Here is a 20,690-nt window from a genome sequence, read left to right as displayed (position 1 = left end):
CTTTCGGAGGAGCAACATACGAAGAGCTGGTTGAAATCTTTGAAGGTGATAAACAAGAAGCTAAAAAACAGTATGAATATGGTCAAAATGAAAGAAAGAAGATTGAAAAGGCGGTAAAGGCAGCAGCAAATGCTCTTTATGGAGCTAGTACATCGCAAGCTAATGGTTTATATAATCAAATCATTAATAGTAATTATTTTGCAAAAGACTATTATAAGGATAGCAAGTACATTCTTATATGACCAAGTAGAATATCTCCCTCTAATGAAATATGGGGACGAATCCAAGGCTTCATAATATTGAAGCAGCGTTTCCGTCCCCACATTTCATTCTAACTATTTAGACATTCGAGATCGTTTTTTATTTGTTTATCAATTGCTTCAAATCTAGCTATGCTAATTGACTAATTTGATCTACAGCTAAGATTGCATCAGCGACATCTTCAGGTGTAATGTCTGGTGATAAATTAGACATCGTTTCTCCTTCCTGAGTGGAAGAAGTTCCTACTTTTAATAGATCTTCATAAGATACTTTATCTAAATGCATCTCTTTTAATGTTGTTGGTAAATCCAATGAACGGTAAAAACGAATATATTTTACGATTTCTTCTGTTGATCGATTTTCTAATACGAGTTGAGTTAACGTACCATATGTTACTTTTTCACCGTGGGTTAGATGATGGATATCCCCATCTAATACAGTGAAACCATTATGGATAGCATGTGCTGCTGCTAAACCGCCACTTTCAAATCCAAGCCCAGAAAGCAATGTGTTTGCTTCAACTACCGCTTCCACATGACCAGTTACAAGTCCTTTCTGAACAGCCTTATAGGCAGCATTTCCATATGCAAATAGCGTTTCTTCACATTTTTCAGCTATTGCTCTAGCCGCAATGCTTGGTTTTCCACCAGCCATGGCTTTTCCATTGTTTTCAAATGTAGCTCTAGCTTCCACCCAAGTTGCCATTGCATCTGCAATACCTGAAGCAAATAATTTAGCTGGTGCATTTGCAACGACTTCTGTATCAACTAATACGAGATCAGGATTCTTCTTGTAAAATTTATACGATTCAAACACACCATCATCACTATAGATAACAGATAGGGCACTTGTAGGAGCATCCGTTGAAGCAGTACTTGGTACGATGATTACCCCAACATTAAGTTCATCCGCAATTGCTTTTACAGTATCGAGTGTCTTTCCTCCGCCAACACCAATTACAACATCTACGGAATTAACTCTGCCTTCCTCTGCAATTCGATTCACCTCATTTAAAGAAGATTCACCATTGAATGTTACATAATGGAAATCAATTGCAGTAGAAGAAAAGCTTTCTTCAATTTTTTCTTTTGTAATTTCCCAAACAATGCTATCAGCAACAACTAATGGCTTATTACCATAAGGTTTTACATACTCACCAATCTGTTTTAATGAACCTTTTCCTTGAACATACTTTCCGGGGGAAACAAAGACGATATTTGCCATAATATGAATCACTCCTTAAGTTATTATAAAGTGAAACTTCAATCAGTAGGGGTTTTTGCATTTCCCTACTGATTGTTAGTTGAACGAATCGGGCTTTTACTGGCTGTTGATCCCCCACTTACAATTCTTGAAGTGGGGGTCTTACAGCTAGTTAACCTGCGATAAATTTATTATATCATCTTTCGATAATTTTGTGAAACACTTCACATATTTGTCATAATAAGATTGCTTTACATTTTGGACTATTATTTTTTCCACTACTGACATAGAGCTATTTGGCTTAGAACGATTACAGGATTCATGGTGTAGCAAATTCATCACCTATTTAAATTCCCTCTCATGCTGAAGCAACCATTCCTTCCTCCACAGCCCACCAGCATAACCAGTCAACTTCCCATTAGAACCAATTATCCGATGGCATGGAATAACAATACTCAACTTATTTTTCCCATTCGCACTACCCACCGCACGAATAGCTTTTTCATTTCCGATAGTAATTGCAATATCTTTATACGAGCCCGTTTCAGCATAGGGTATCTGCGTTAAAGCATTCCACACCGTTTCTTGAAAGGCTGTCCCCTCCGTGACGTAAGGGAATGAAAATGTACTCCGCTCTCCTTTAAAATACTCATCTAATTGAAGACAGCAAAGCTCCAAAACTTTCGGAGTATCACCTTGCTTTACATACTCTTGTTTCTCCTTTTCCGTAAACAGAATAGAAACAATGGCTTCCTCTGTCCCGACTATTTCTACAATCCCAATGGGTGATTGATAATCTACCTTATGTTGTTTACTCATACAAAGACCTCCACAGATAAAAGGTTGTGTATGCTTCCCAACCTTTCCAGTTTACTGCTATCTTTTCGATTTCTTCTATAGTAGGTTTACGTTCGAGACCCAGTTGTTGCTTCAGTGCATTATGAAGGCCAACATCCGCAATAGGGAATGCATCAGGGTAATGTAAACACTTCATCATCACATAGTCCGCAGTCCATGCACCTACACCTCTAATAGAAAGTAACGCTTGATGGACGTAATGATATTCTTTTAAGTCCAGCAATGTTTCTTTTGAAAATTGTCCACTAGTCAGTGCTTCAGCGACTCCAATAACATACTCTGCTTTTCTTGTACTGAACTGAAGCCTTTTCAAATCCTCTATTTCCAATTCAGCTATTTTCTCATGCGTTGGGAATAGCCAATAAGTCTGACCATCGTAGGTAAGGGACTCCCCATACTGTTCAACAAGTCGTTTCTTTAACGAGTAAGCAAATGTTAAATTAATTTGCTGCCCTAAGATTGCCCATGTTAACGCTTCGAATAAATCAGGTATACAAATAATTCGTAACCCATAGTAGGCATTAGCTAGTTGGTCAAGTATTGTATCTTTTCGGGCCATTTCATAAAACTCTCCCAGATTTTGACCAAGATCAAACCATTCCCAAATATATTCAGCAACTATTTCCCCAGTAGTTTCAGATGGGATACCGATTGGGAATTCTACTTGAATCGAATGGGATTCACTCCCTATTTTTGTTAAAATTAATTCGTCATTTATTTTAATCAGTTTATATAAATAGCCATCCTTAATCTGATGCAATATCTCCCCTTCCGACCTTTCTAAGAAGATAAGGCACTCGTCAAAATCGAATTCTTTTGGAGGAAAAATCTCCATGCTTTTCCCATGATTTATCCATTTCATTCTACTGCCTCCTTACTCATTCGAGCCCGATATTCACTAGGGGAACAATGTTTACTCCGACGAAATACTTTATAAAAATTGGAAGGACTTTGAAATCCTACCTCAAAGCAGATTTCTAGATTCGTATGGTTTGTTGTTTTAAGAAGATGTGAAGCTTTATCAACACGTATTTTTTCCAAATAGCTACGCGGTGTTTCACCAGTTTCCTGTTTAAAAATCCGTTCAAGATGGAAAGGACTTAACCCAACATGATCAGAAATATCCTTCAATTGTAATCTTTGTCTAGAATGATTTACCAGAAAGCTGATAATTTCTCTTACTAACGCTATATGTGGGGAATGTTCCACTTCCGGCTGACACCTCTTACATGCACGGTACCCGGCATTCTCCACTTCCTTCCTATCAGGATAAAATTCCACATTTATTTTCTTCGGTTTTCTAGATTTACAAGATGGCCTACAGTAAATTTTAGTAGTTTTGACAGCCGTAAAGAATAGACCATCATAAGTATGATCACAAGTAACAAACTTATCCCACATCTCATCAAATGAAAGATTAATAACTGTCATTGGCTGTACCTACTTTCTTTGTTAATCCAAGTAAAGACTATATTACTGTTTGTTATATCCTATTTTAACAAGAGGAAACCATAGATTCATCCTCATTCTTACTTTTATGGTCTTGAAAACCATTCATTTGCCTTATCCAATATCAATAATTGTTACGATCACCATCATCCTAAATAAAAAGAAGTAACCGCCCCTTGACAAGGTTGTACGATTACTTCTTTTTGATTTAACAACTTAACCTGCCAATCGCTCTTTATGTTGGTGAGTAATTGTGGTACTTGGTAGATAAGATTGACTAGTAAATACCCGGTCTCAAAACAATTCCATCTGTTCCACTTCCCCCAACCGCTCAAGCCCTTCTGGTTCATGGTCTTGGAAATACGCATGATGGAGCCATTTCTCTTTTGTCATCACTTTCTTCCCGGACTCTTGTGATGACCGTAGGCGGCAGCTATAGATGACCGGGAAGTAATCCTGTAAGAACTTTCCTTCTGCATGTGCAGTAAGCGCAATAATCTGGAAACCCAGCTGTTCCGCAACGAAAAATACTGGGTTTAACACATGATCACTAGATGCTTTCCCAAATGGGTTATCTAGTATAACTGCACGGTGACGTTTCATATTTGCCTGTAGATGCTGCTTCTTCTCCGCCACATAATTTAATATACCTAAGAAAAGCGTCATATTCTTACTCCACTTTTCTCCTCCTGACCAAACATTACTCTGTTCCCAGGAATAGGATCTCGATGTTACGTGATTATCGTTGGTTACTTTTCGACAGTTGACTTTCATCACTTCATTATTCATGACGACTTGCAGTAATGATTTAGTCTGAAGCCACATCTCTACATCATTTCTAACCTTTCCTTCATCCTGCATGCCTTGGTCATTGAGAAATCGCTCTGACTCTAGCTGCTGTAGAATCCATTCGATATAATCTCTTATTCTAGTCTTACCCACCTCTTCATCCCACTCCGGTATCGAAAATGAAAAGATTGGTTTCCAATCATCAATAACCTTCACTTTCGTTTTATTAGGAATCTGTCTTAATTCCTCTACAATCGTATGCAGATGGGAATGAATTTGATTAATAAACAACTGTAGGTCTTCATCACTTTTTCTAATATGCTCATTGGCATACTTCGAAATACGTTCAATACTGGTCAACATATTATTCTTAAAGGAAACTACATCTTCATATGTCTGTTTATACTCCACTCCATTTATCGCCATTTGTTGGAGCTTAATATCTGAAATCTCTTTTCTACAAAAATCTCGGACATATTCTTTCTCCGCTTGTACCCGAGTCGCTTCCTCATCCATCTCTTGTTTCCTTTTTTTCATTTCCTCAATAGCAGCTTCCACATACTTCTTGCGTTGATAATTATAAGCTAGCTGCTGTTCTTCCGTCAGGCCGATTTCCGACAGGTCTGGTGCATTGAAGTGATGACTCTCCATATGCTTTTCAAGCTCACGTTCTGCCTTGGAGATACTTTCAAGCTGAGTATTAATTCGTTCTATCTGCTTATTAATATACTCTTTTCTTTCCGATAGCTTTGCACTTTCCTTTTGTAAAGATTGATAGATTTCATCAAGGGGATGCTCAAATGAAATAAGCTCTCGGCCAGGATAATTCTTCTTAAACTGTTCTAGTTTTAATTCATATTTTCCCTTTTGATTTTCCTTTTCAGAAAGTGCTTGTTTCACCTCTTGATTCAGGGCAATCAATTCTCCGTTCAACTTTTTTATTTTAATCAATAGAGTTTCCATCCATTGATCCCCGTCACTCGGAAATGCTTGTTCTTCATCTAAGTCGCTCTGTTGATTTCGAATCTCTTCCATTAAAGTTTGCAACTTTTTCAGTGTTTGCTCAGCAGCTTCCTGTTTAGCAAGCCATTCCCCTTGTGTAACCGTGACTTTATCCTTTTTTCGATTCAAATCATGAATTTTATTCTTGATGCTTTGTTTACTTTCTCCAGAATATATCGGATTGAGTGACGCTACCCTCAGATAATCATCCTCACGCTTTAAGATTACCATTTCGTTATTTAAAACCGTTATGCGTTGCTGTAAATCACCTTTTTCCTCATCAAATCCTTGTAATTCATTCTCCTTCTTAGACTCGTCCTTTTCTAGCAACTGTAGACTTGCAGACAAGCTGTCCTCTTTCTTTCCCTCTAATTCAACTTCTTTCTCATAGGAAAGATAGGTTAGTCCTTCCTTTATCTTAGCTTGTAATCCTTGCATTTCGTTCGAATAATTTTGTGTTTTATTTCTATTAGATTCTATAATCGAACGTGATTCAGTTATTTTCGTTTTGATCGCTTTTATTCGCAGAACGACATCTTCTAAGCGATTCTTCCATTCCGACAGCTCTGTGCTAAGAGAAGAGTATAATTCATATGGATACATTTCTAAAAACTGTTGAAATGCTTTCCATCCATCCTGCCAGTCTGTAAGCTCCCTTTCCTTCTGCTCCCGGAGTCCTGTTATCGCGTGGGCATCACTTCTTAACTGGACCTTCCAATCTGTAAAGTACTCTGTTTCTAGATTTTGATGCCAATGCTTTGGTGCAACCCAGGCCTGCCCCTGGCTTTCGTCTACTTGAAGTGCCTCTTCTGTCGTCAAAACACTTATCGGAAACTGTAAACGATCGGATATGTGGTTTAGCTTATCCAACAGTTGTTGCTTGGATTTATTCGTTGTGACCAGTGTCAAAGGCCAAAGCGGAAAGTGTTTGCGCTTATTTCGTTCTCCATCGTTTAGGTCCCGCAAATACTCAACACCTGTTACAATATACCCGAGCTGATTTTTCCATGAAGCGAGCTGTTCTGCAAGAAAGGTATCAGCAAAAAAGATATCCTGAGTACCGTAATCATCTACAAACCGATAAGCAAGGCGTTCCTTGAACAGGAGACTATTCCGTTCTTTTTTCAGTTTTTCCAGTTGTTCAAGTATTCTAGTTTCAATCGTTTGCTGTGCTGTATAAATATCCTCTAAACTGGCCCATTGTTGACGTAAGCCTGCTAGGCGAGTAATAACATTCCCTTGCACATTATCTAACTCGGTCAGTTTGAATGATACGTTGTTCTTGTTCGTCTCTATTTCTGCATGTTCTTGAAGCAGATTATCCATTTGCTCTTCCGCTTCCTCAATCTGTAGGTTCAGTTGTCTCACTTCCTGGTTCAAGCGTACTACTTCCTGATCAAGATAATTACTACGCTCCTGCCATTTCTTTAATTCAATAGAGACCTGTTCCTGTTGTGGATTAGCAAGAAGCTGTTGTTGGAGCTTTTCCATATCTTCCGTTCGAGCCTGTATCCGCTCCTTGATTGCAGATAGCTGTTGTTTTGCTTTATTTACGCGTTCAACCAAACCAGATTTACTTCTAGTCAGTTGTTCGACGTGTTCCAAGATAGGATTAAGTTGATACGTAAGTCCTTGTTTTTCTTCATCTATTTTTTCAATCTCTTCTAGGTAGCTTCCTAATAAGGACTGCTTTGCTTCCTCTAATGACTCCTGTAGGTCGATTAATTCTTCATCTTTCTCTAATTCTGCAAGTTTTTCCTCTGAAAACGCTAGTTTTTCTTGCTCTTCCTTCATCTCTTCTTTATACTTAGCAAGCTTTAGCGAATAATAATTCGTTTGATGGGTATCTCGTTCTTCTATTTTATCTAATTGATGAGCATGCTTAGTATTGTATGCTGATTCCTTTTCTTCTAATGTAGCTTTTTCGATTGCAATCTCATATGAAGCTGATTTAACCTTATGCGTGTCATGCTCCGCTTCCCAGTCCGTCAACATCCGTGAGCCCTCGGCTAAATCACCTGTCATTTGCTGCTTTTGAGAAAGGGTTAGATTCCAAACTCCTTTTGCTTGTTGCTTTGCTTTCGTGTATGCTTTCTGCTTATGATGGAGCTTTTCAAAGGTCATCACGTAGTTCTCTAACTTTTCTTGAATACGCTTGTTCTCTTCGATAGTTTGTTTTAATTTTTTATAATTCTTAAAGCTCTGGTGCTGCTTTTCAAACATATCCGCAAACATCGCTTTATCATGGCCGACAATCGCGTCTTCTACAGTAGGAATTAATAATCGATCAAATAACTGATTCGTACTCTTACAATCGTCAAAAAAAGCTTCAACTCCGCCCTCTGTACTATTGATTTTCACAATACTTTCCCATTCACCAGAGATGATATGGTACTGCTTTTCGATAAAAGCTTTGTATCCCTTAATCGTGTCAAATGTATGAGCAAAAAAGGAAGACCTCTCTTTCATTCCGCTGTAGTAATCCTGCATTTCCCCACGTTCTGCTGGACGGTTTCCCTCTTTGCCTTCTTTAACAAAAGGTATTCCTTCAATTCCATTCGCATCCCCTGCATCGTATTCATAGACATAGCGGATAGAATCTAGCCCATGCTTTGTTAGAAAAAGCGTCACAGCTGTCACAACATAGCGTCTCGGTTTATCATGGGTAATCCATTCAATAGCAATATGAGCTGGAGCATTTTCTAGTAAAAGGGTATTTTTTATTTTACGATCAGCTAAATCGACATGAGGCAGAACAGCTTGTAAGGCTGTTTGAATTAGAACAGTTTTCCCGCCACCATTTTCTAAAAGTATACCTCCATTGTGACCTTCAAATAAAAACAATTCATCGTTATAGCGTTTATTCCCTTCCTCATAGACAACATTCGTTAGCCTAATTTTACTAATCGCTGGCATGCTCTTGCCCCCTTTCAAAACCATAAATAAATTCAAATATTCCTTTGTTATACTCTATCTCCATAAAGAAGCGCTGAACAATGGTCTTTGCCTTTTCTGTAATCGTAATTTCATCATTACCAATTTCTTGAATTAAGTCTTGATCCAGCAGGAATCTTTTCACTGTATCGATAAAGCTTAATCGACTGATTGTATTACCAGCCTGCTTCTTCGCCGTTTCCTTCACATCATCCATATCATCCCACTTCTCAATAATTAAGCCCCAATTATAGGAAAACTCCTTTTCAAGTTCCTTCAGTTCTTCCCCGTCATGAGATTTCAGTTGCTCTATCCGATCTTGAATAGACGTCACCCATTCATCTAATCTGAGAAACTGTCTCGTCGGTGCTTGACTATGGTAAGAATCATAGAATGTTCCAAATAAAATAATACTAGCAAAATATAATAGATAAATATCACCATTGGTAGCTCCAGATCGTAAGTAATTCCGCTTAATCCAATCATTACTAACATGAAAAGGAGACAATCTCGTCTCAGGAATTAGAAACATCTGCTCACTCGTTGTAACAATGACACAATCTACCTCTCTCCCAAAGGCCTCCAGTAATCCCCGGATAGCCTCGTCAGCTCGGTATTGTTGGACAGCCTCGAAATCTGCCACGCCATCACGAGCAAGCTGTGTATATAGTTGAAAAGCTTTCATTACCTTTGATTCAGGATAGTGCATCATCTTCATCCTCCAAACGAATCTTCATTTCTTGTATGGAATAGCGTTTTATTCGATTAATTATTCCGTTATCTTCTGTGATTAATAAGGTCCGGTCACCAAGTAGCCGAAACGCTTCACTTAATAAAGTTTTCCCTTCTTCTTCTCCTTCTATTTCACCTTGAATAATAGGGGAACGCTGATGCATAATCATCCAAAAGTCATAAAAAGACCGGTTTTTATAAAGCATGGATTGCCCTATCTCTTCCAAGTAATCCATAAAGCTAGATAATGTATGGACCTCGTTTGTTTCAACTGCATCCAGATAGAATTGCATGATTATCTTATATTGTTGCATGACACTTTTTCGATAAGGGTTATCCTTCTCCCCTTGGTCCACTTCCACAAAATCTTGCTGTCTATTTGTCTCGTGTTCCTCCGTTATATTCTGTTCGGCAAATAAGGTTAACGGAGACCATACCCTATTTTCTTCTACTTTCAGAAATGGATGCAGTACCCCTACCATGGACTCCAGTGGTAACGGGTTAGATACAACAGGGGATACAAGGTCTTGGTCGAAGTTAAATGCCTGTATTCCTGTATAGTAAAGAGATTCCTGTGCTGTAACTAGAGTTGTATTTTTCAATGCTAATGTTTGCTCTAGTAATCGAGAGTGCTCATAGTGGACTGATTCCAGTTCGCTAGTAATTTGAACAACTAGTTGATAGGTTTTCACTTCTTTCTTGTGCACATCCTTGGAAAAAAGTCTCTCCCGTGTTTCTTTGACAAATAAACGAAGTTCTTTAAACTCTTCATCCTCTCGCGTGAGCCTTCCATAGATATCTTCTAGTAACTGCTTGTACCTCTCAAAAGTCTCTTCTGAAACGATACTACGCTGAATTTCATGCTTAAGCTTAATCATTCGCTCCTGCAAATTCTCCACGTCAATATGCATTTCATTGATTTGTCTAAGTGCCCCTTTAAACTCTCCTTTATCCAATTGTTTACGAAGCATCAATTGATTAATAGATAATTGAAATTCACTATAAAATTCCTTCGTAGCAAAAACAAGTTCAAGCCCATCTTCGTCGAGTGTGTAATATTGTGTATTAGTTTTCATATCAAAATTGTTTGCTTTTAAAATAGAATAGTCAATGTGCTCATCTAAGGAAGTTTCCCAATTAAAGAAAGAGTAACTACGCTTTCTCCCGGTTGTCGGACGAAAAGTCTGGATAATGGCTCTTGCCAACCGTTCATAATCTATTGGCTCTAGCTTATATTGTCCATTTGTTAACTGCTGTAAAAAGGCAGCTAATTCTTTGACACCCGTCTTATAGTGTCGCATTAATTTTTGTTCAAAAAAGAATAGTAATGTCAATAAGCCAAGCCCCTTCATATCAATAGGAGCATTGGATTGATCTATTTCCCTTTTACGGTCCAAATCAAATAAGGGATCAAAGAGAGCAAGCCTCCGCATTCTTTCCCGGTAACCACTTGTAATATCCTGTAAATCTAACTGGTCCAATTTGACTTCCTCCAAATCTCTTGCAGCTCTCTAGTTTTTAATGTCTCTTGTGGATGATAGAAACCGTTTTTAAGTAGTGAATGAATTTGCTGCTGTTGCTCCAATTTAAAGAAGGATAAAAATCGGTCCTGTGCTTCTTTATTTTCCTTCTGATATTCTTTCCCTTTTGCCATTTCTTTCTCTAAACAAACGAGATAAAAAGGCAAAGCTAGTCTAATAGAATGTTTTTTAAATAAGGAATACCAAATCGAGATCCCTTCTCTATCCAAGTCACCAAAATAATAAAATTGGTGGTTAGCCTCTACTGGATATTGTAAAGGGAATTGTTCCATACATTTAATAACAGCTTTACCTGCCCCATAGATAAGGGTCGCAAATACAGTTTCAGGAAGTGCCGGAAGCAGCCCTTGATATGTTGTTTTGTTTTCGACGATGAGATGATATTGTGTGGGAGCCATTACCTTATCAGGATTAATTGCAAACATTAGAGGTTCAGAAACAGGAATAATGTTCAACCTATCAAAAAGACCTACTCTTTCTAGCAGTTCTTTTCCACCTTTTTCCGTAATCCATTTCTCATCACCTACTAATTCAAAGCTTCTTTCAGGTGCTGGTACTGGCTCTATTGGAAGATACTCTGTTTTTATATAGTTATCTAGCTTTATTATATAGTCTCGATCCCTGTCCCATATAGAAGGATCCTGATTGTAGTAATAATCTAAATTAAGAAGAGGATGTAAATTCAATCGATATTGCTGAAGTTGTTTATGGTGGCTTTCCGCTAAGAGACTTTTATTAATGCGGTATAGAAATGCTAATGAAGGTACTCTTGACGTCCTACCTTTAGATTTAACCATGTTTAAAATACCAGCAGCCTCCAACTCCAGAATCGCTTCAGCGAAGTCCTCATATGTTTGTAAAACTTCCTTCATAATATCCTCAAGTTCATCCAAACGAATTGTTTTTCTAGAAAATACAGCTAATTGCTTTTTAATAGATTTCAATTGTTACACTCCCAAAATTACACAGTAAGTATAAGTATATTGTACTAAATTCTTGTTGGAATCGCAGTAGATTATTATTACTTTTCAAAAAAGCCATGGGGACAGGTTCACTGGCCGTGCTGTCTGCACCGGCCGAGGTACCTGTCCCCATGGCTTTTTCCGACAACTTCTGGAGTTGCATAACCATAGGCAATATTCTCACCTGCTGCTGTATAACTTACACCAAACTGACTCATCATATCAAAAGGCGAACCGTATGTTGGACTTTGATGATCAAAGTAACCCAGGTCTACCATATCTCGAGATTTGTACCAAGCGACTTCACTTAATTTAGAATCCATTTTCAATTCTGGTAATCCGTTATTTACTCTCTCAATATTTGTTAATCGAATTACTTCATTTTCATAAGCACTAATCCCTGGATAAGCGACCGAATTTTGTTTTGGCTTCGTCGTTTCCTTCTTCTCTTCTGTCTTTGGCTTTTCTTGGGTTGTATTTGCTTGTTTCTTTTGTTCTACCGTTTTTTGCTCTTCTTCTTTAGGATTCGACTCAGCTATACGACGTTTTTCCTCTTCTTCTTTCTTCAATTTTTCTTTTTCCAGCTTCTCTTTAGCAATTCTTTCTTGTTCTAGTTTTTCTTGCTCCAAACGCAAACTCTCTTCTTCTTTGCGTTTTTGTTCTTCTATCTCTTGAAATACCTTAATCTCATTCGTACCAACTTTTACTTTATCTTGATGAATTTCTTTTATATTATGTTGGGAAACTGGTATTTCATCTTGAGCCACAGCTTCTTTTCCAATAACAGCAAAAATGGTTTCATAATGAGATGCAAGAAATAATTATTCAACAAAAAAGTTACCCTATATTGATTAAGCCAAACCCAATAGTTAGTTCTGAATTCATCAATATCAAATTGTACTTTATAGCAGTTCCTACTATTAAGGATGTGTTTTCGTCCTTTATACTTTCGTTCTTTTTTTAAATTTCATCTGTTGGTCTTACTTCAGGATAATCCCTAAAGTTTCACTATAGGATAGCCTATTCTCGCAAATTCACTTATCTAATTACACATTGTCTCCGAACTGTGTGTCTAATAACAGACAATATCCATAATTTAAAACTTTATTCATCAATATAGTATAAATGGGCTAACTTAAATGAAAATATGACAAATACAGCTAAGCCCAAATCCTTATTGTTTTTCTATCAGCTAGTATTTTTTTCTTATTTTTCCATTTCCTAAAGAGACTTTAATTTATTTGTTGTAATATCTATTTATAAAGAAAAATACTGTTTCAAACTGGGGGCAGATACATGAAAAAAAAGGTCAGTATTCTATTAGCAATTATTTCTCTAATGATACTTCTCTACTTACTTTTTTATATTGAAAACAATAGAATACAAGACTTTGTTACGGTTATACTATACCTTTTTGTCTTATTTGTCATAGGTAAACAACAATTCAAGAAAAAAGGTAGTAAAGAATTAAGATTAGTGTTTTATGGTTTTCTTTCCTTTGGTTTTATAGCCTATCTACTTAAATTTCTTACTTATATTCTTTAAATAGCAAATAACTGGTCTGTATTTGGGAAGAATTATCTAATGAAAAATAAATTTATAAAATTGCATTATCTGCTGTCATAGTATTTTCAACTTTTTCTATTAGTACAAATGTAAATGCAAGTGATCATGTTAGTCTAATAGACAATAATGTTGAAGGCAGAGAAGCATTAGTTATTCAACGTGTTAATCTCCCTTCTTCTCTTCATTCCTAATAAACCTTTTCTAGAAAAATATCAAACTCTATATCAATGTCACTATTTGACTCAAGACCGATACAGTCATAACATATATTCTCATCAAAAATGACTGTTCCTACAGCCCAAAGTTCTCCTCTACGTTACTAAAAGATAGAACAGCGACTACAATAGCAGTTACCACTTTTGTTGATAATTTCATTTTGGATACCTCGTTTATCTTAAAAATTATGTCTTATCATAGCATAGATGATAGATTTAGAATGTAAATTTTCAGAATATGTCGAAAAAGAGCCGTGGGGACAGGTTCCTTGGCTAGGCCAAGGACCTGTCCCCACGGCTTTCATGACTTACTTCCTCTTCAACTGCTCAAATAATTTCTCTACTGTCCCAATTCCTACATTACTATACTTAGCTAATGTAACTAGTTCCTGTGGTAACTGTCCTACCTGTTCCACCCCAAATTCATTTAGTTGTCTTATTAAGCTTGGTATACCATCAAATTCATCCTTATTCAGTGAAGTTTGCGCTATTTTTTCTGTTACAATGATATAGTCATCTTTGTAAAATAAAAATAATTCTCCAGGTCTTTTTAACTTAATTTCACGGCGCTTTTTCTCTTCTTCAACAAAGACTTTTAGTTCAGCAAATAAATTCTTATCATTTGTTTCATTGTAGCGTTTGACATATTTATGCAAGCCTTCTAGATGCTCAGGTAATTCACTCATAATACGTGCTTGCTGTTCCCCACCAAGGCGGATTAAGAATAACTCCGACTTTTCGAATCGTTGTGGTAATAAAAAAGCATCCCGTAAAAAGTGTGGGACATGAATTGTTTCATTGCCATATTTAATCGTTCGAATAGTCGTTAATCCAGGAGTTATGGTCTCCTTTTCTTCCGTACTCCCTTCTTCCTGAATCGTAGCAGCGACATCCAATTCTTCAGGAGTTTGTTTTAGAAACGTTTCAAAGGAATTTTTCAGTATTTTTTCCATATTCTCAAATCGTATTTGCAACTCAGCCATATCATAGGATTCTTGATTTGTTGGCTCTGGATCTTGATAGTCTGGGATAATCATTTCAATTGGTCCATATACTTCCACATACCAAGATACAATGGCGTGTAGTGCCTCCCATGATAGTAATGCTTCTGAATAGCGAAATTGTCTCACATCGTGTGCAGCCTGATTCCCATTCTTTCTAACGACATGAAGGGCATCCCTTATTTCCGGTGTTACTATTCCATGTTCCTCTAAACTATCTAGTTTTTCTAGTAAAGAAGTATATAAGTCGAATGAAATATTTTCGGTTACTAATACTTTATCTACAATAGCCTCAATGAATGTACGTGAATGTGTCAACATGGTACGTGGACTCGTAAAAATACTATTTTCTAATTCACGTGCAATGGTTGCTAATTCTTTTGATAGTGGTTCTAAAAAATGATAAAAATAGGTTTGTCTAGTCATGATGTTTTCTCCAATCATAGCGTTACGTTCTATTTTACTAGAAATGTAGTTTGGATTCACCTGGTAAAAACAGTTTGTCAGAGTTCTTTTCTACAAAAACTTCTCCAGTAATTTTACCAATCCAAAGAGTAGCAACGGAACACTAAATCCTACGATAATAATGCCAATGACAATCCATTGAAAGATCCCCCCAATTTTTCTTCCTATGACATCATTTATGTATTTAAATTCTTCCGTTCCTTGCATAATATAAAGACACGCTTCATCAAAAGTAATGGAAGGATTCTTCTGGTGAATTGCTTTTAAAAATTGTGTTTGATTATCTGCTTCTCCAAATAAGCCAACTTTTATGGCTACAATTTCTGATCCATCTCCACGATAAAAGGCAAAATAGAAATTCTGTTTTCTATCTTCTCCACTACCAACCTCTCGTGTTTCTCTTGTTACCTTGGCAATTTCACTATAATCAATGGAGTGTTTAGAAAAAGTGTATCGATAGATTAGAAAATGGTTATACATCAAAACTTTGGTATTAAATCCCTTTAGTAAAAGAAGTGATAGAAATAGAACTCCAAATAAACTAATATAAAGTGTCTCTCGCGTTACTTGCCCATCATCAAGAATGGAAGCAATGATAAAGAATAGAAATATTGCACCAACTAATACTACTAATTTCCATGTACCTTTCCTATTTTGCTGAAACCTGTATTCCTCCTCCAATTGTTCATCTCCCTTTCCTTTTAAAAAGTAAAGTAGTTCCCCCAATTCCCATTTACCAAAACTTTCTTATTTTAATAGTATAATATACTATCATTTTGTTCTCCATCATTCTTAGAGAATAGAATGATGAATCACAGAACATTATGTTAATATTAAACTACGAGATTAAATTTGCTAGATAATAATAAATACAAGCAATCAGAAAGGTGGTAATAGAATGATTGATCTAAGAAGTGACACCGTAACAAAACCAACAGAGGCCATGCGCAGGGCAGCGTATGAGGCTGAAGTAGGAGACGACGTATATGGGGAAGATCCAACCGTTACTAGATTAGAAGAAAAGGCTGCTGAACTACTTGGTAAAGAGAAGGCACTTTTTGTAACAAGTGGAACCCAAGGAAACCAGATTGCTGCCTTGACCCACTGTAGACCTGGTGATGAAGTTATTTTGGAAGCTAGTTCACATATTTACATCCATGAGGTTGGTGGATTTTCCACATTAGCGAATGTCCAAATAAGGCCGATTCCTGGTATAAATGGTGCGATGGATCCAGTCGAAGTTAAAAATACGATTCGTTCTGAGAATATCCATTACCCAACCACTTCTTTAGTCTGCATAGAAAACACTCATAACTTGGCAGGTGGTGCCGTACTACCTTTAAGCAATATGCAGGCAATCTATCAAGTAGCGAAAGTAAATAATCTTCAAGTCCATCTGGATGGGGCAAGATTATTTAATGCGCAGGTGGCTTCGGGTATATCGGTGAAAGAATATGCCAAAAATGCTGATACTGTTCAATTTTGCCTATCAAAGGGACTTGGTGCGCCAGTGGGCTCTATCATTGCTGGAACGGAAGCGTTTATTAAACGTGCTAGAAAATGGCGTAAGATGCTAGGTGGAGGACTAAGGCAAGTTGGAATAATTGCTGCCCCAGGTTTAGTTGCATTAGAAGAGAACATTGAACAATTAGCTGAGGATCATGCGCATGCCAGGATATTTGCTGAAGGTTTAGCTACTATTGATGGAATTAGAGTTGAAAACAAAGTAGAAACCAACATTATTATCGTCAACGTAAAAGAAACCGAACATACACCTGAAACATTCGTAGATGCGCTAAAATCAAAAGGCATTTTAGCAGGTGTGTTTGGATTAGATACGGTTCGTTTTGTTACGCATTATGATGTATCAAGAGAGGATATTGATAAAGCATTAATCGCAATACAAGCAATCGTGTAAAACGTGCTGTCACTCTCCGCCTTTATCAACATTTTAGGGAGTGACAGCACCTTTATTTATCCCCATGATCCTCTTTCTCTTCTAATTTCTTAATAGCCTCAATGGCCACCACTAAGTGTTTTTCGCTAGGTTTGGTAGTAAAAAGAAGGTATTGTGCGCCCTTACCAATGAGTAATATGAAATTCCAAATAAATTTGGGTTCAAACTACCATAACTCATATCCAATACTCCATGATACTAGTAGTACCCATTTTGCACCACCAAAAAAAAGAAATAGAATACAAAAACAGATAAAGATGGATATAACTAAGTTTGTACCACAATCTCTATGTGTCCGCGGTTGTTTTTTCACCATTTCTAATGTTAAATCAGAATCCATCTCATAAGCATTTGCCACCATATGCTCTGCTGCATGATACTTACCGATAGGAGTTATTTTTATCATAAGACCAGCAAGAATTAGAAAGATAAATAACATTTCCAAGGTATTTATGGGGAAAACAAATAATGAAGTTGAAGTTGATTCTTTGATTACGTATAAATTGAATAAGAACAAAGGAACTACAACAATTAAAAATCTCTTCCAATAGTCAATGACTATTTCGATTAACAATGAAAAAGAACGAACAAAAGGTATCTTCAATAGAATATTCGTTATACCTCTATTTCCCTTTCTTAAACTTATTTCAGTTATGATCTTGCTATCCTTAAATCGAGTCAATGACTCATACTTTTCGCTGGTAAAACTAACCGAATTAAATCCAGCCCTTCCCCCATATATTTCCACAGTATATCCTCCTTAGGAACTATGCCCTCAATCCTACTTTTAAATATATCTGAAATATGAAATAATACAACCAAAAGAACCATGTGGACAGGTACCTTTCCCGTGGCCTAACTAAGGAGTGTTTCCCATAATTATCATTCACGATATAATCCAAGCAAGAGAAAATATTTCTGACATTATTCATGAAACTCCTATTTTGCATTCCTCCCAACTCAGTGAAATTTGCGGGAATAAGATGTATTTTAAAGCGGAGCATTTGCAGAAGACGGGCTCATTTAAAATTCGTGGGGCAACCAATCGGGTAAAGCGGGCAGTCAAAGAAAAGGCAACCTTTATTACTGCCGCTTCCAGTGGAAATCACGGGCAGGCTGTTGCTTACATAGCGAATCGATTAGGTGTTCCAGCCACCATCGTCGTTCCCATTGATGCGAATGAAAGCAAGCTAAACGCAATAAAAGCTTACGGTGGGCATATTGAAAAATGTGGAACCACTTCAGCAGAACGGCTACCACGTGCCAAAGAATTGGCTAAAAAACATAATGGCGTCTTTATCCCGCCTTATGACGATCCATTTGTCATGGCTGGCCAAGGTACAATTGGGTTGGAAATATTGGAGCAATTGGAAGACACAGATGTCATTGTCGTTCCAATTGGTGGTGGCGGATTAATCTCAGGGTTCTTAACCGCAATTAAGCAAAAGAAACCAAGAGTTAAGGTAATCGGAGTTGAACCAGAGTCAGCAAATGATACCTATCTCTCGTTACAGAAAGGAAAAATAACCAGCATACCGGCAACAACTACGATTGCAGATGGGCTCAGAACTAGTCAGCCTGGTAATTTAACTTTTCCCATCGTTCATAAATACTTGGATGATCTTGTTCTTGTTTCTGAGGAAGAAATTAAGTTGGCACAGACTTTTGTTTTGGAACGAATGAAACAGCTTATTGAGCCATCCAGCGCAGTAACTGTTGCTGCGGCTATGAGTAGGAAATTAGGTGTCCAGGATAAGAATGTGGTCTGTGTGCTTTCAGGGGGAAATGTGGATATTAGGACTTTAGGGGGTTTCATTAATTAAATGTGTTTTTTTTGGAGTCTCCTCTATTCATTTTTAAGTAAAAACAAACACTAAAAACTTGTGGAAACTTTAACCACAAGTTTTTTCCTTGTTCCCCCTCCATCTTCACCGAGGAACTAGCCCTTTATTCTTCAACAATCACGTCCGTTTGCGGAAGGTATACGTATGCCTTGTTAAACTAACGCCACCTGGCTCTGGAACTATGCCTTTTATTTGATGCTTGTAATTGCAAAAGTTATCCCTTCTTCCAGACAGTCACTTTCTAAATTCGAAACATCCACTCCACCACCACCGCCTTCTACAGTATCTCCTTCGAGGAAGATTCCATGGTCTGGAATGTTAACACCATGTAAATCATTTTCTGAATAGGAAGTAGTACCCTTTGGCCAAATAGGTACATTACTATCATTCAAATCATCTTTGATGGTGCTCTTAATATACAAGCATTTCGTTTCATTATCATATTCTAGAACACCTTTAAGCTCTTCTTCCATCCCGTATTCTAAATCGTGAGTCAAAACAACGGGATCTCCATCGGAAATTTTAAATATCTCATTCCCCGCATCTCCACTACACCCGTTTATAACAATTAAACAAATTATTACAACCACACTACCAGTTAGCCGCTTCACTTTATGCCCCCATTTCATATAGGTTTATTTTCCCCCTCAAAATAGCCCGTTTGCGGAAGTTAAGTAAAATGAAATCAATTAATTTAGTATTTATTATTCAATATACGTAATGCACTTTAACTTTAATCATACAAAGTTCAAGCTGCCGGTTGTTGTTACTTGTTTTGTCAATCAGTGGATATCCCATACACAACCAATTTAACATAGGGTTCTACAAAAATGGAGACATCAATTCATATACAAATTGGTGTCTCCATTTTTGTTGTTATTTTAAGTTTTTTCCCGGTCAACCGAACCCATAGTAATATTAAGCTTTATAATTATTAACTTCCCATTTTACGGCGTGTCATACTCGGTTTCTTCGCAAGTTGGCTTTGCATATGCTTTGCTGAACCTTTGCCATGCACTTGGTTTGTATTGTTTGCTTGCGCTTGTTTTTTGCGTTCTAGCTGCTGTTGTACAATTTCTCTTGTACTAAGCTTCTTTTTCTCAGACATGGGATTTGTCTCCTTTTTGTTCGTCTTTCTCTTATTATAATAATTTTTGTTACTTAAAGCTATCTTTATTTGATTGAAGGTTAAGGTGCATATATTCTAATTTAATATTATCAAAATATACTTTATAAGCCATCGCATCAGGTCTTGAACTAATGACTTCTCTTAATTCCTGATCAATAAAATGAAGTGCTATCCCATCATCAGTCGCAATACCAGACTTAATTTTACCTTTGGCTATAAGTTCTTGGTATGACGGTCTTCGATTTACTTCCCCATCGTAGTGAGGACAATTACTACCTTTTAGCAAACCCAAACATGTTAATGGTTCCAACCTGTCACCATATGAGTCAGTAACTCCTTCTTCAAACCAAAAAATTGCACCTGCACTTATACCAACCAATACTATTCCACTCTCCCAAGCCTTCTTTAAAATAGTATCTAATCCCCATTCTTTCCATAAGACTAGTAAATTCCTGGTGTTTCCACCACCAACATAAATAATATCTTTTTCTAATATGAAGCCCTCTAAATCCCTTGTTGGTGGTTTGAATAATGATAGGTGGGAAGGCAGACAATTCTCTTGTTCAAAGAACTTATAATATCTATGAATGTAATTATCTGAGTCACCGCTTGCAGTAGGAATAAAACAAACCTTTGGGAGTTTTTTTATGGACTGATTAAGAATATATCTATCTAGCAAAGGATTATCGGGTTCCATAGAGAATCCTCCACCACCTAGGGCAATTATTTGTCTCATAACTTTACATCCTTTCGAATTAGCTCAATTTCTTTTTGATAGCACC

At 37.0% G+C, this 20,690-nt stretch carries 18 protein-coding genes; 3 read left to right on the top strand and 15 right to left on the bottom strand.

Going from position 1 to position 20,690, the window contains the following annotated elements:
* Positions 1–390: 390 nt before the first annotated feature.
* The 9 genes from K332_RS0106645 to K332_RS22015 form a co-directional block, all read right to left on the bottom strand.
* Positions 391–1,485: a glycerol dehydrogenase gene (locus K332_RS0106645; protein ID WP_026906765.1), complete on the bottom strand. Its 1,095-nt coding sequence runs from the start codon at positions 1,483–1,485 to the stop codon at positions 391–393.
* A gap of 321 nt (positions 1,486–1,806) precedes the next feature.
* A complete protein-coding gene (locus tag K332_RS0106640; RefSeq protein ID WP_026906764.1) occupies positions 1,807–2,283 on the bottom strand; it encodes a methylated-DNA--[protein]-cysteine S-methyltransferase in 477 nt (158 codons plus the stop codon).
* Positions 2,276–3,184 (bottom strand): DNA-3-methyladenine glycosylase 2, encoded by a 909-nt coding sequence (locus tag K332_RS0106635; RefSeq protein WP_026906763.1) that lies wholly within the window; start codon positions 3,182–3,184, stop codon positions 2,276–2,278. The genes K332_RS0106640 and K332_RS0106635 overlap by 8 nt, the downstream gene beginning before the upstream one ends.
* Positions 3,181–3,753 carry a bifunctional transcriptional activator/DNA repair enzyme AdaA gene (locus K332_RS0106630; protein ID WP_026906762.1) on the bottom strand — a complete coding sequence of 191 codons (573 nt, stop codon included), beginning with the start codon at positions 3,751–3,753 and terminating at the stop codon, positions 3,181–3,183. The genes K332_RS0106635 and K332_RS0106630 overlap by 4 nt, the downstream gene beginning before the upstream one ends.
* Before the next feature lie 312 nt (positions 3,754–4,065).
* The gene (locus K332_RS0106625; protein ID WP_026906761.1) at positions 4,066–8,478 is read right to left on the bottom strand and encodes a coiled-coil domain-containing protein; all 4,413 of its coding nucleotides are present in this window, start codon (positions 8,476–8,478) and stop codon (positions 4,066–4,068) included.
* Positions 8,465–9,205, bottom strand: coding sequence for a DUF6063 family protein (locus K332_RS0106620; RefSeq protein ID WP_026906760.1), 741 nt, complete (start codon positions 9,203–9,205; stop codon positions 8,465–8,467). The genes K332_RS0106625 and K332_RS0106620 overlap by 14 nt, the downstream gene beginning before the upstream one ends.
* A complete protein-coding gene (locus K332_RS0106615; RefSeq protein ID WP_026906759.1) occupies positions 9,192–10,709 on the bottom strand; it encodes a hypothetical protein in 1,518 nt (505 codons plus the stop codon). The genes K332_RS0106620 and K332_RS0106615 overlap by 14 nt, the downstream gene beginning before the upstream one ends.
* Positions 10,697–11,713 carry a Wadjet anti-phage system protein JetD domain-containing protein gene (locus tag K332_RS0106610; protein WP_026906758.1) on the bottom strand — a complete coding sequence of 339 codons (1,017 nt, stop codon included), beginning with the start codon at positions 11,711–11,713 and terminating at the stop codon, positions 10,697–10,699. The genes K332_RS0106615 and K332_RS0106610 overlap by 13 nt, the downstream gene beginning before the upstream one ends.
* Positions 11,714–11,820: 107 nt before the next feature.
* The gene (locus K332_RS22015; protein WP_051359368.1) at positions 11,821–12,498 is read right to left on the bottom strand and encodes a CAP domain-containing protein; all 678 of its coding nucleotides are present in this window, start codon (positions 12,496–12,498) and stop codon (positions 11,821–11,823) included.
* Between the two features lie 529 nt (positions 12,499–13,027).
* Here K332_RS22015 and K332_RS0106600 point away from each other — a divergent pair.
* Entirely contained in the window at positions 13,028–13,276 is a 249-nt protein-coding gene (locus K332_RS0106600; RefSeq protein WP_026906757.1) for a hypothetical protein, read from the top strand.
* A gap of 544 nt (positions 13,277–13,820) precedes the next feature.
* Here K332_RS0106600 and K332_RS0106595 read toward each other — a convergent pair.
* Positions 13,821–14,939: a DUF4145 domain-containing protein gene (locus K332_RS0106595; protein WP_026906756.1), complete on the bottom strand. Its 1,119-nt coding sequence runs from the start codon at positions 14,937–14,939 to the stop codon at positions 13,821–13,823.
* A gap of 90 nt (positions 14,940–15,029) precedes the next feature.
* Positions 15,030–15,659 carry a hypothetical protein gene (locus K332_RS0106590; protein ID WP_156914155.1) on the bottom strand — a complete coding sequence of 210 codons (630 nt, stop codon included), beginning with the start codon at positions 15,657–15,659 and terminating at the stop codon, positions 15,030–15,032.
* Positions 15,660–15,876: 217 nt separating this feature from the next.
* On the opposite strand from K332_RS0106590, the gene ltaE reads away from it, so the two are divergent.
* Positions 15,877–16,896, top strand: coding sequence for a low-specificity L-threonine aldolase (gene ltaE, locus K332_RS0106585; RefSeq protein WP_026906754.1), 1,020 nt, complete (start codon positions 15,877–15,879; stop codon positions 16,894–16,896).
* 205 nt (positions 16,897–17,101) lie between these two features.
* On the opposite strand, the gene K332_RS0106580 is transcribed toward ltaE, so the two are convergent.
* The gene (locus tag K332_RS0106580; RefSeq protein WP_026906753.1) at positions 17,102–17,683 is read right to left on the bottom strand and encodes a DUF1385 domain-containing protein; all 582 of its coding nucleotides are present in this window, start codon (positions 17,681–17,683) and stop codon (positions 17,102–17,104) included.
* A gap of 127 nt (positions 17,684–17,810) precedes the next feature.
* On the opposite strand from K332_RS0106580, the gene K332_RS0106575 reads away from it, so the two are divergent.
* Positions 17,811–18,758, top strand: coding sequence for a threonine ammonia-lyase (locus tag K332_RS0106575; protein ID WP_026906752.1), 948 nt, complete (start codon positions 17,811–17,813; stop codon positions 18,756–18,758).
* Between the two features lie 209 nt (positions 18,759–18,967).
* Here the strand turns inward: K332_RS0106575 and K332_RS0106570 are convergent, their stop codons facing one another.
* The 3 genes from K332_RS0106570 to K332_RS0106560 all read right to left on the bottom strand — a co-directional run bounded on the left by K332_RS0106570 (position 18,968) and on the right by K332_RS0106560 (position 20,644).
* Positions 18,968–19,408, bottom strand: a complete 441-nt coding sequence (locus K332_RS0106570; RefSeq protein WP_026906751.1) for a hypothetical protein — start codon at positions 19,406–19,408, stop codon at positions 18,968–18,970.
* A gap of 305 nt (positions 19,409–19,713) precedes the next feature.
* On the bottom strand, positions 19,714–19,887 hold the full coding sequence (locus K332_RS24170) for a hypothetical protein (protein ID WP_169727352.1): 174 nt from the start codon (positions 19,885–19,887) through the stop codon (positions 19,714–19,716).
* Positions 19,888–19,936: 49 nt separating this feature from the next.
* Positions 19,937–20,644 carry a Type 1 glutamine amidotransferase-like domain-containing protein gene (locus K332_RS0106560; RefSeq protein ID WP_026906750.1) on the bottom strand — a complete coding sequence of 236 codons (708 nt, stop codon included), beginning with the start codon at positions 20,642–20,644 and terminating at the stop codon, positions 19,937–19,939.
* Positions 20,645–20,690 lie beyond the last annotated feature (46 nt).

The sequence above is a fragment of the Paucisalibacillus globulus DSM 18846 genome (assembly GCF_000482485.1).
In the GTDB taxonomy this organism is placed as follows: domain Bacteria; phylum Bacillota; class Bacilli; order Bacillales; family Amphibacillaceae; genus Ornithinibacillus; species Ornithinibacillus globulus.
This window is presented reverse-complemented; position numbering and strand designations above follow the sequence as displayed.

What these genes read in the sequence shown, in the direction of transcription:
- K332_RS0106645 (WP_026906765.1), bottom strand. Translation starts at nt 1,485, where the DNA reads ATGGCAAATATCGTCTTTGTTTCCCCCGGAAAGTATGTTCAAGGAAAA.
- K332_RS0106640 (WP_026906764.1), bottom strand. Translation starts at nt 2,283, where the DNA reads ATGAGTAAACAACATAAGGTAGATTATCAATCACCCATTGGGATTGTA.
- K332_RS0106635 (WP_026906763.1), bottom strand. Translation starts at nt 3,184, where the DNA reads ATGAAATGGATAAATCATGGGAAAAGCATGGAGATTTTTCCTCCAAAA.
- K332_RS0106630 (WP_026906762.1), bottom strand. Translation starts at nt 3,753, where the DNA reads ATGACAGTTATTAATCTTTCATTTGATGAGATGTGGGATAAGTTTGTT.
- K332_RS0106625 (WP_026906761.1), bottom strand. Translation starts at nt 8,478, where the DNA reads ATGCCAGCGATTAGTAAAATTAGGCTAACGAATGTTGTCTATGAGGAA.
- K332_RS0106620 (WP_026906760.1), bottom strand. Translation starts at nt 9,205, where the DNA reads ATGCACTATCCTGAATCAAAGGTAATGAAAGCTTTTCAACTATATACA.
- K332_RS0106600 (WP_026906757.1), top strand. Translation starts at nt 13,028, where the DNA reads ATGAAAAAAAAGGTCAGTATTCTATTAGCAATTATTTCTCTAATGATA.
- K332_RS0106595 (WP_026906756.1), bottom strand. Translation starts at nt 14,939, where the DNA reads ATGACTAGACAAACCTATTTTTATCATTTTTTAGAACCACTATCAAAA.
- ltaE (WP_026906754.1), top strand. Translation starts at nt 15,877, where the DNA reads ATGATTGATCTAAGAAGTGACACCGTAACAAAACCAACAGAGGCCATG.
- K332_RS0106570 (WP_026906751.1), bottom strand. Translation starts at nt 19,408, where the DNA reads ATGAAATGGGGGCATAAAGTGAAGCGGCTAACTGGTAGTGTGGTTGTA.
- K332_RS24170 (WP_169727352.1), bottom strand. Translation starts at nt 19,887, where the DNA reads ATGTCTGAGAAAAAGAAGCTTAGTACAAGAGAAATTGTACAACAGCAG.
- K332_RS0106560 (WP_026906750.1), bottom strand. Translation starts at nt 20,644, where the DNA reads ATGAGACAAATAATTGCCCTAGGTGGTGGAGGATTCTCTATGGAACCC.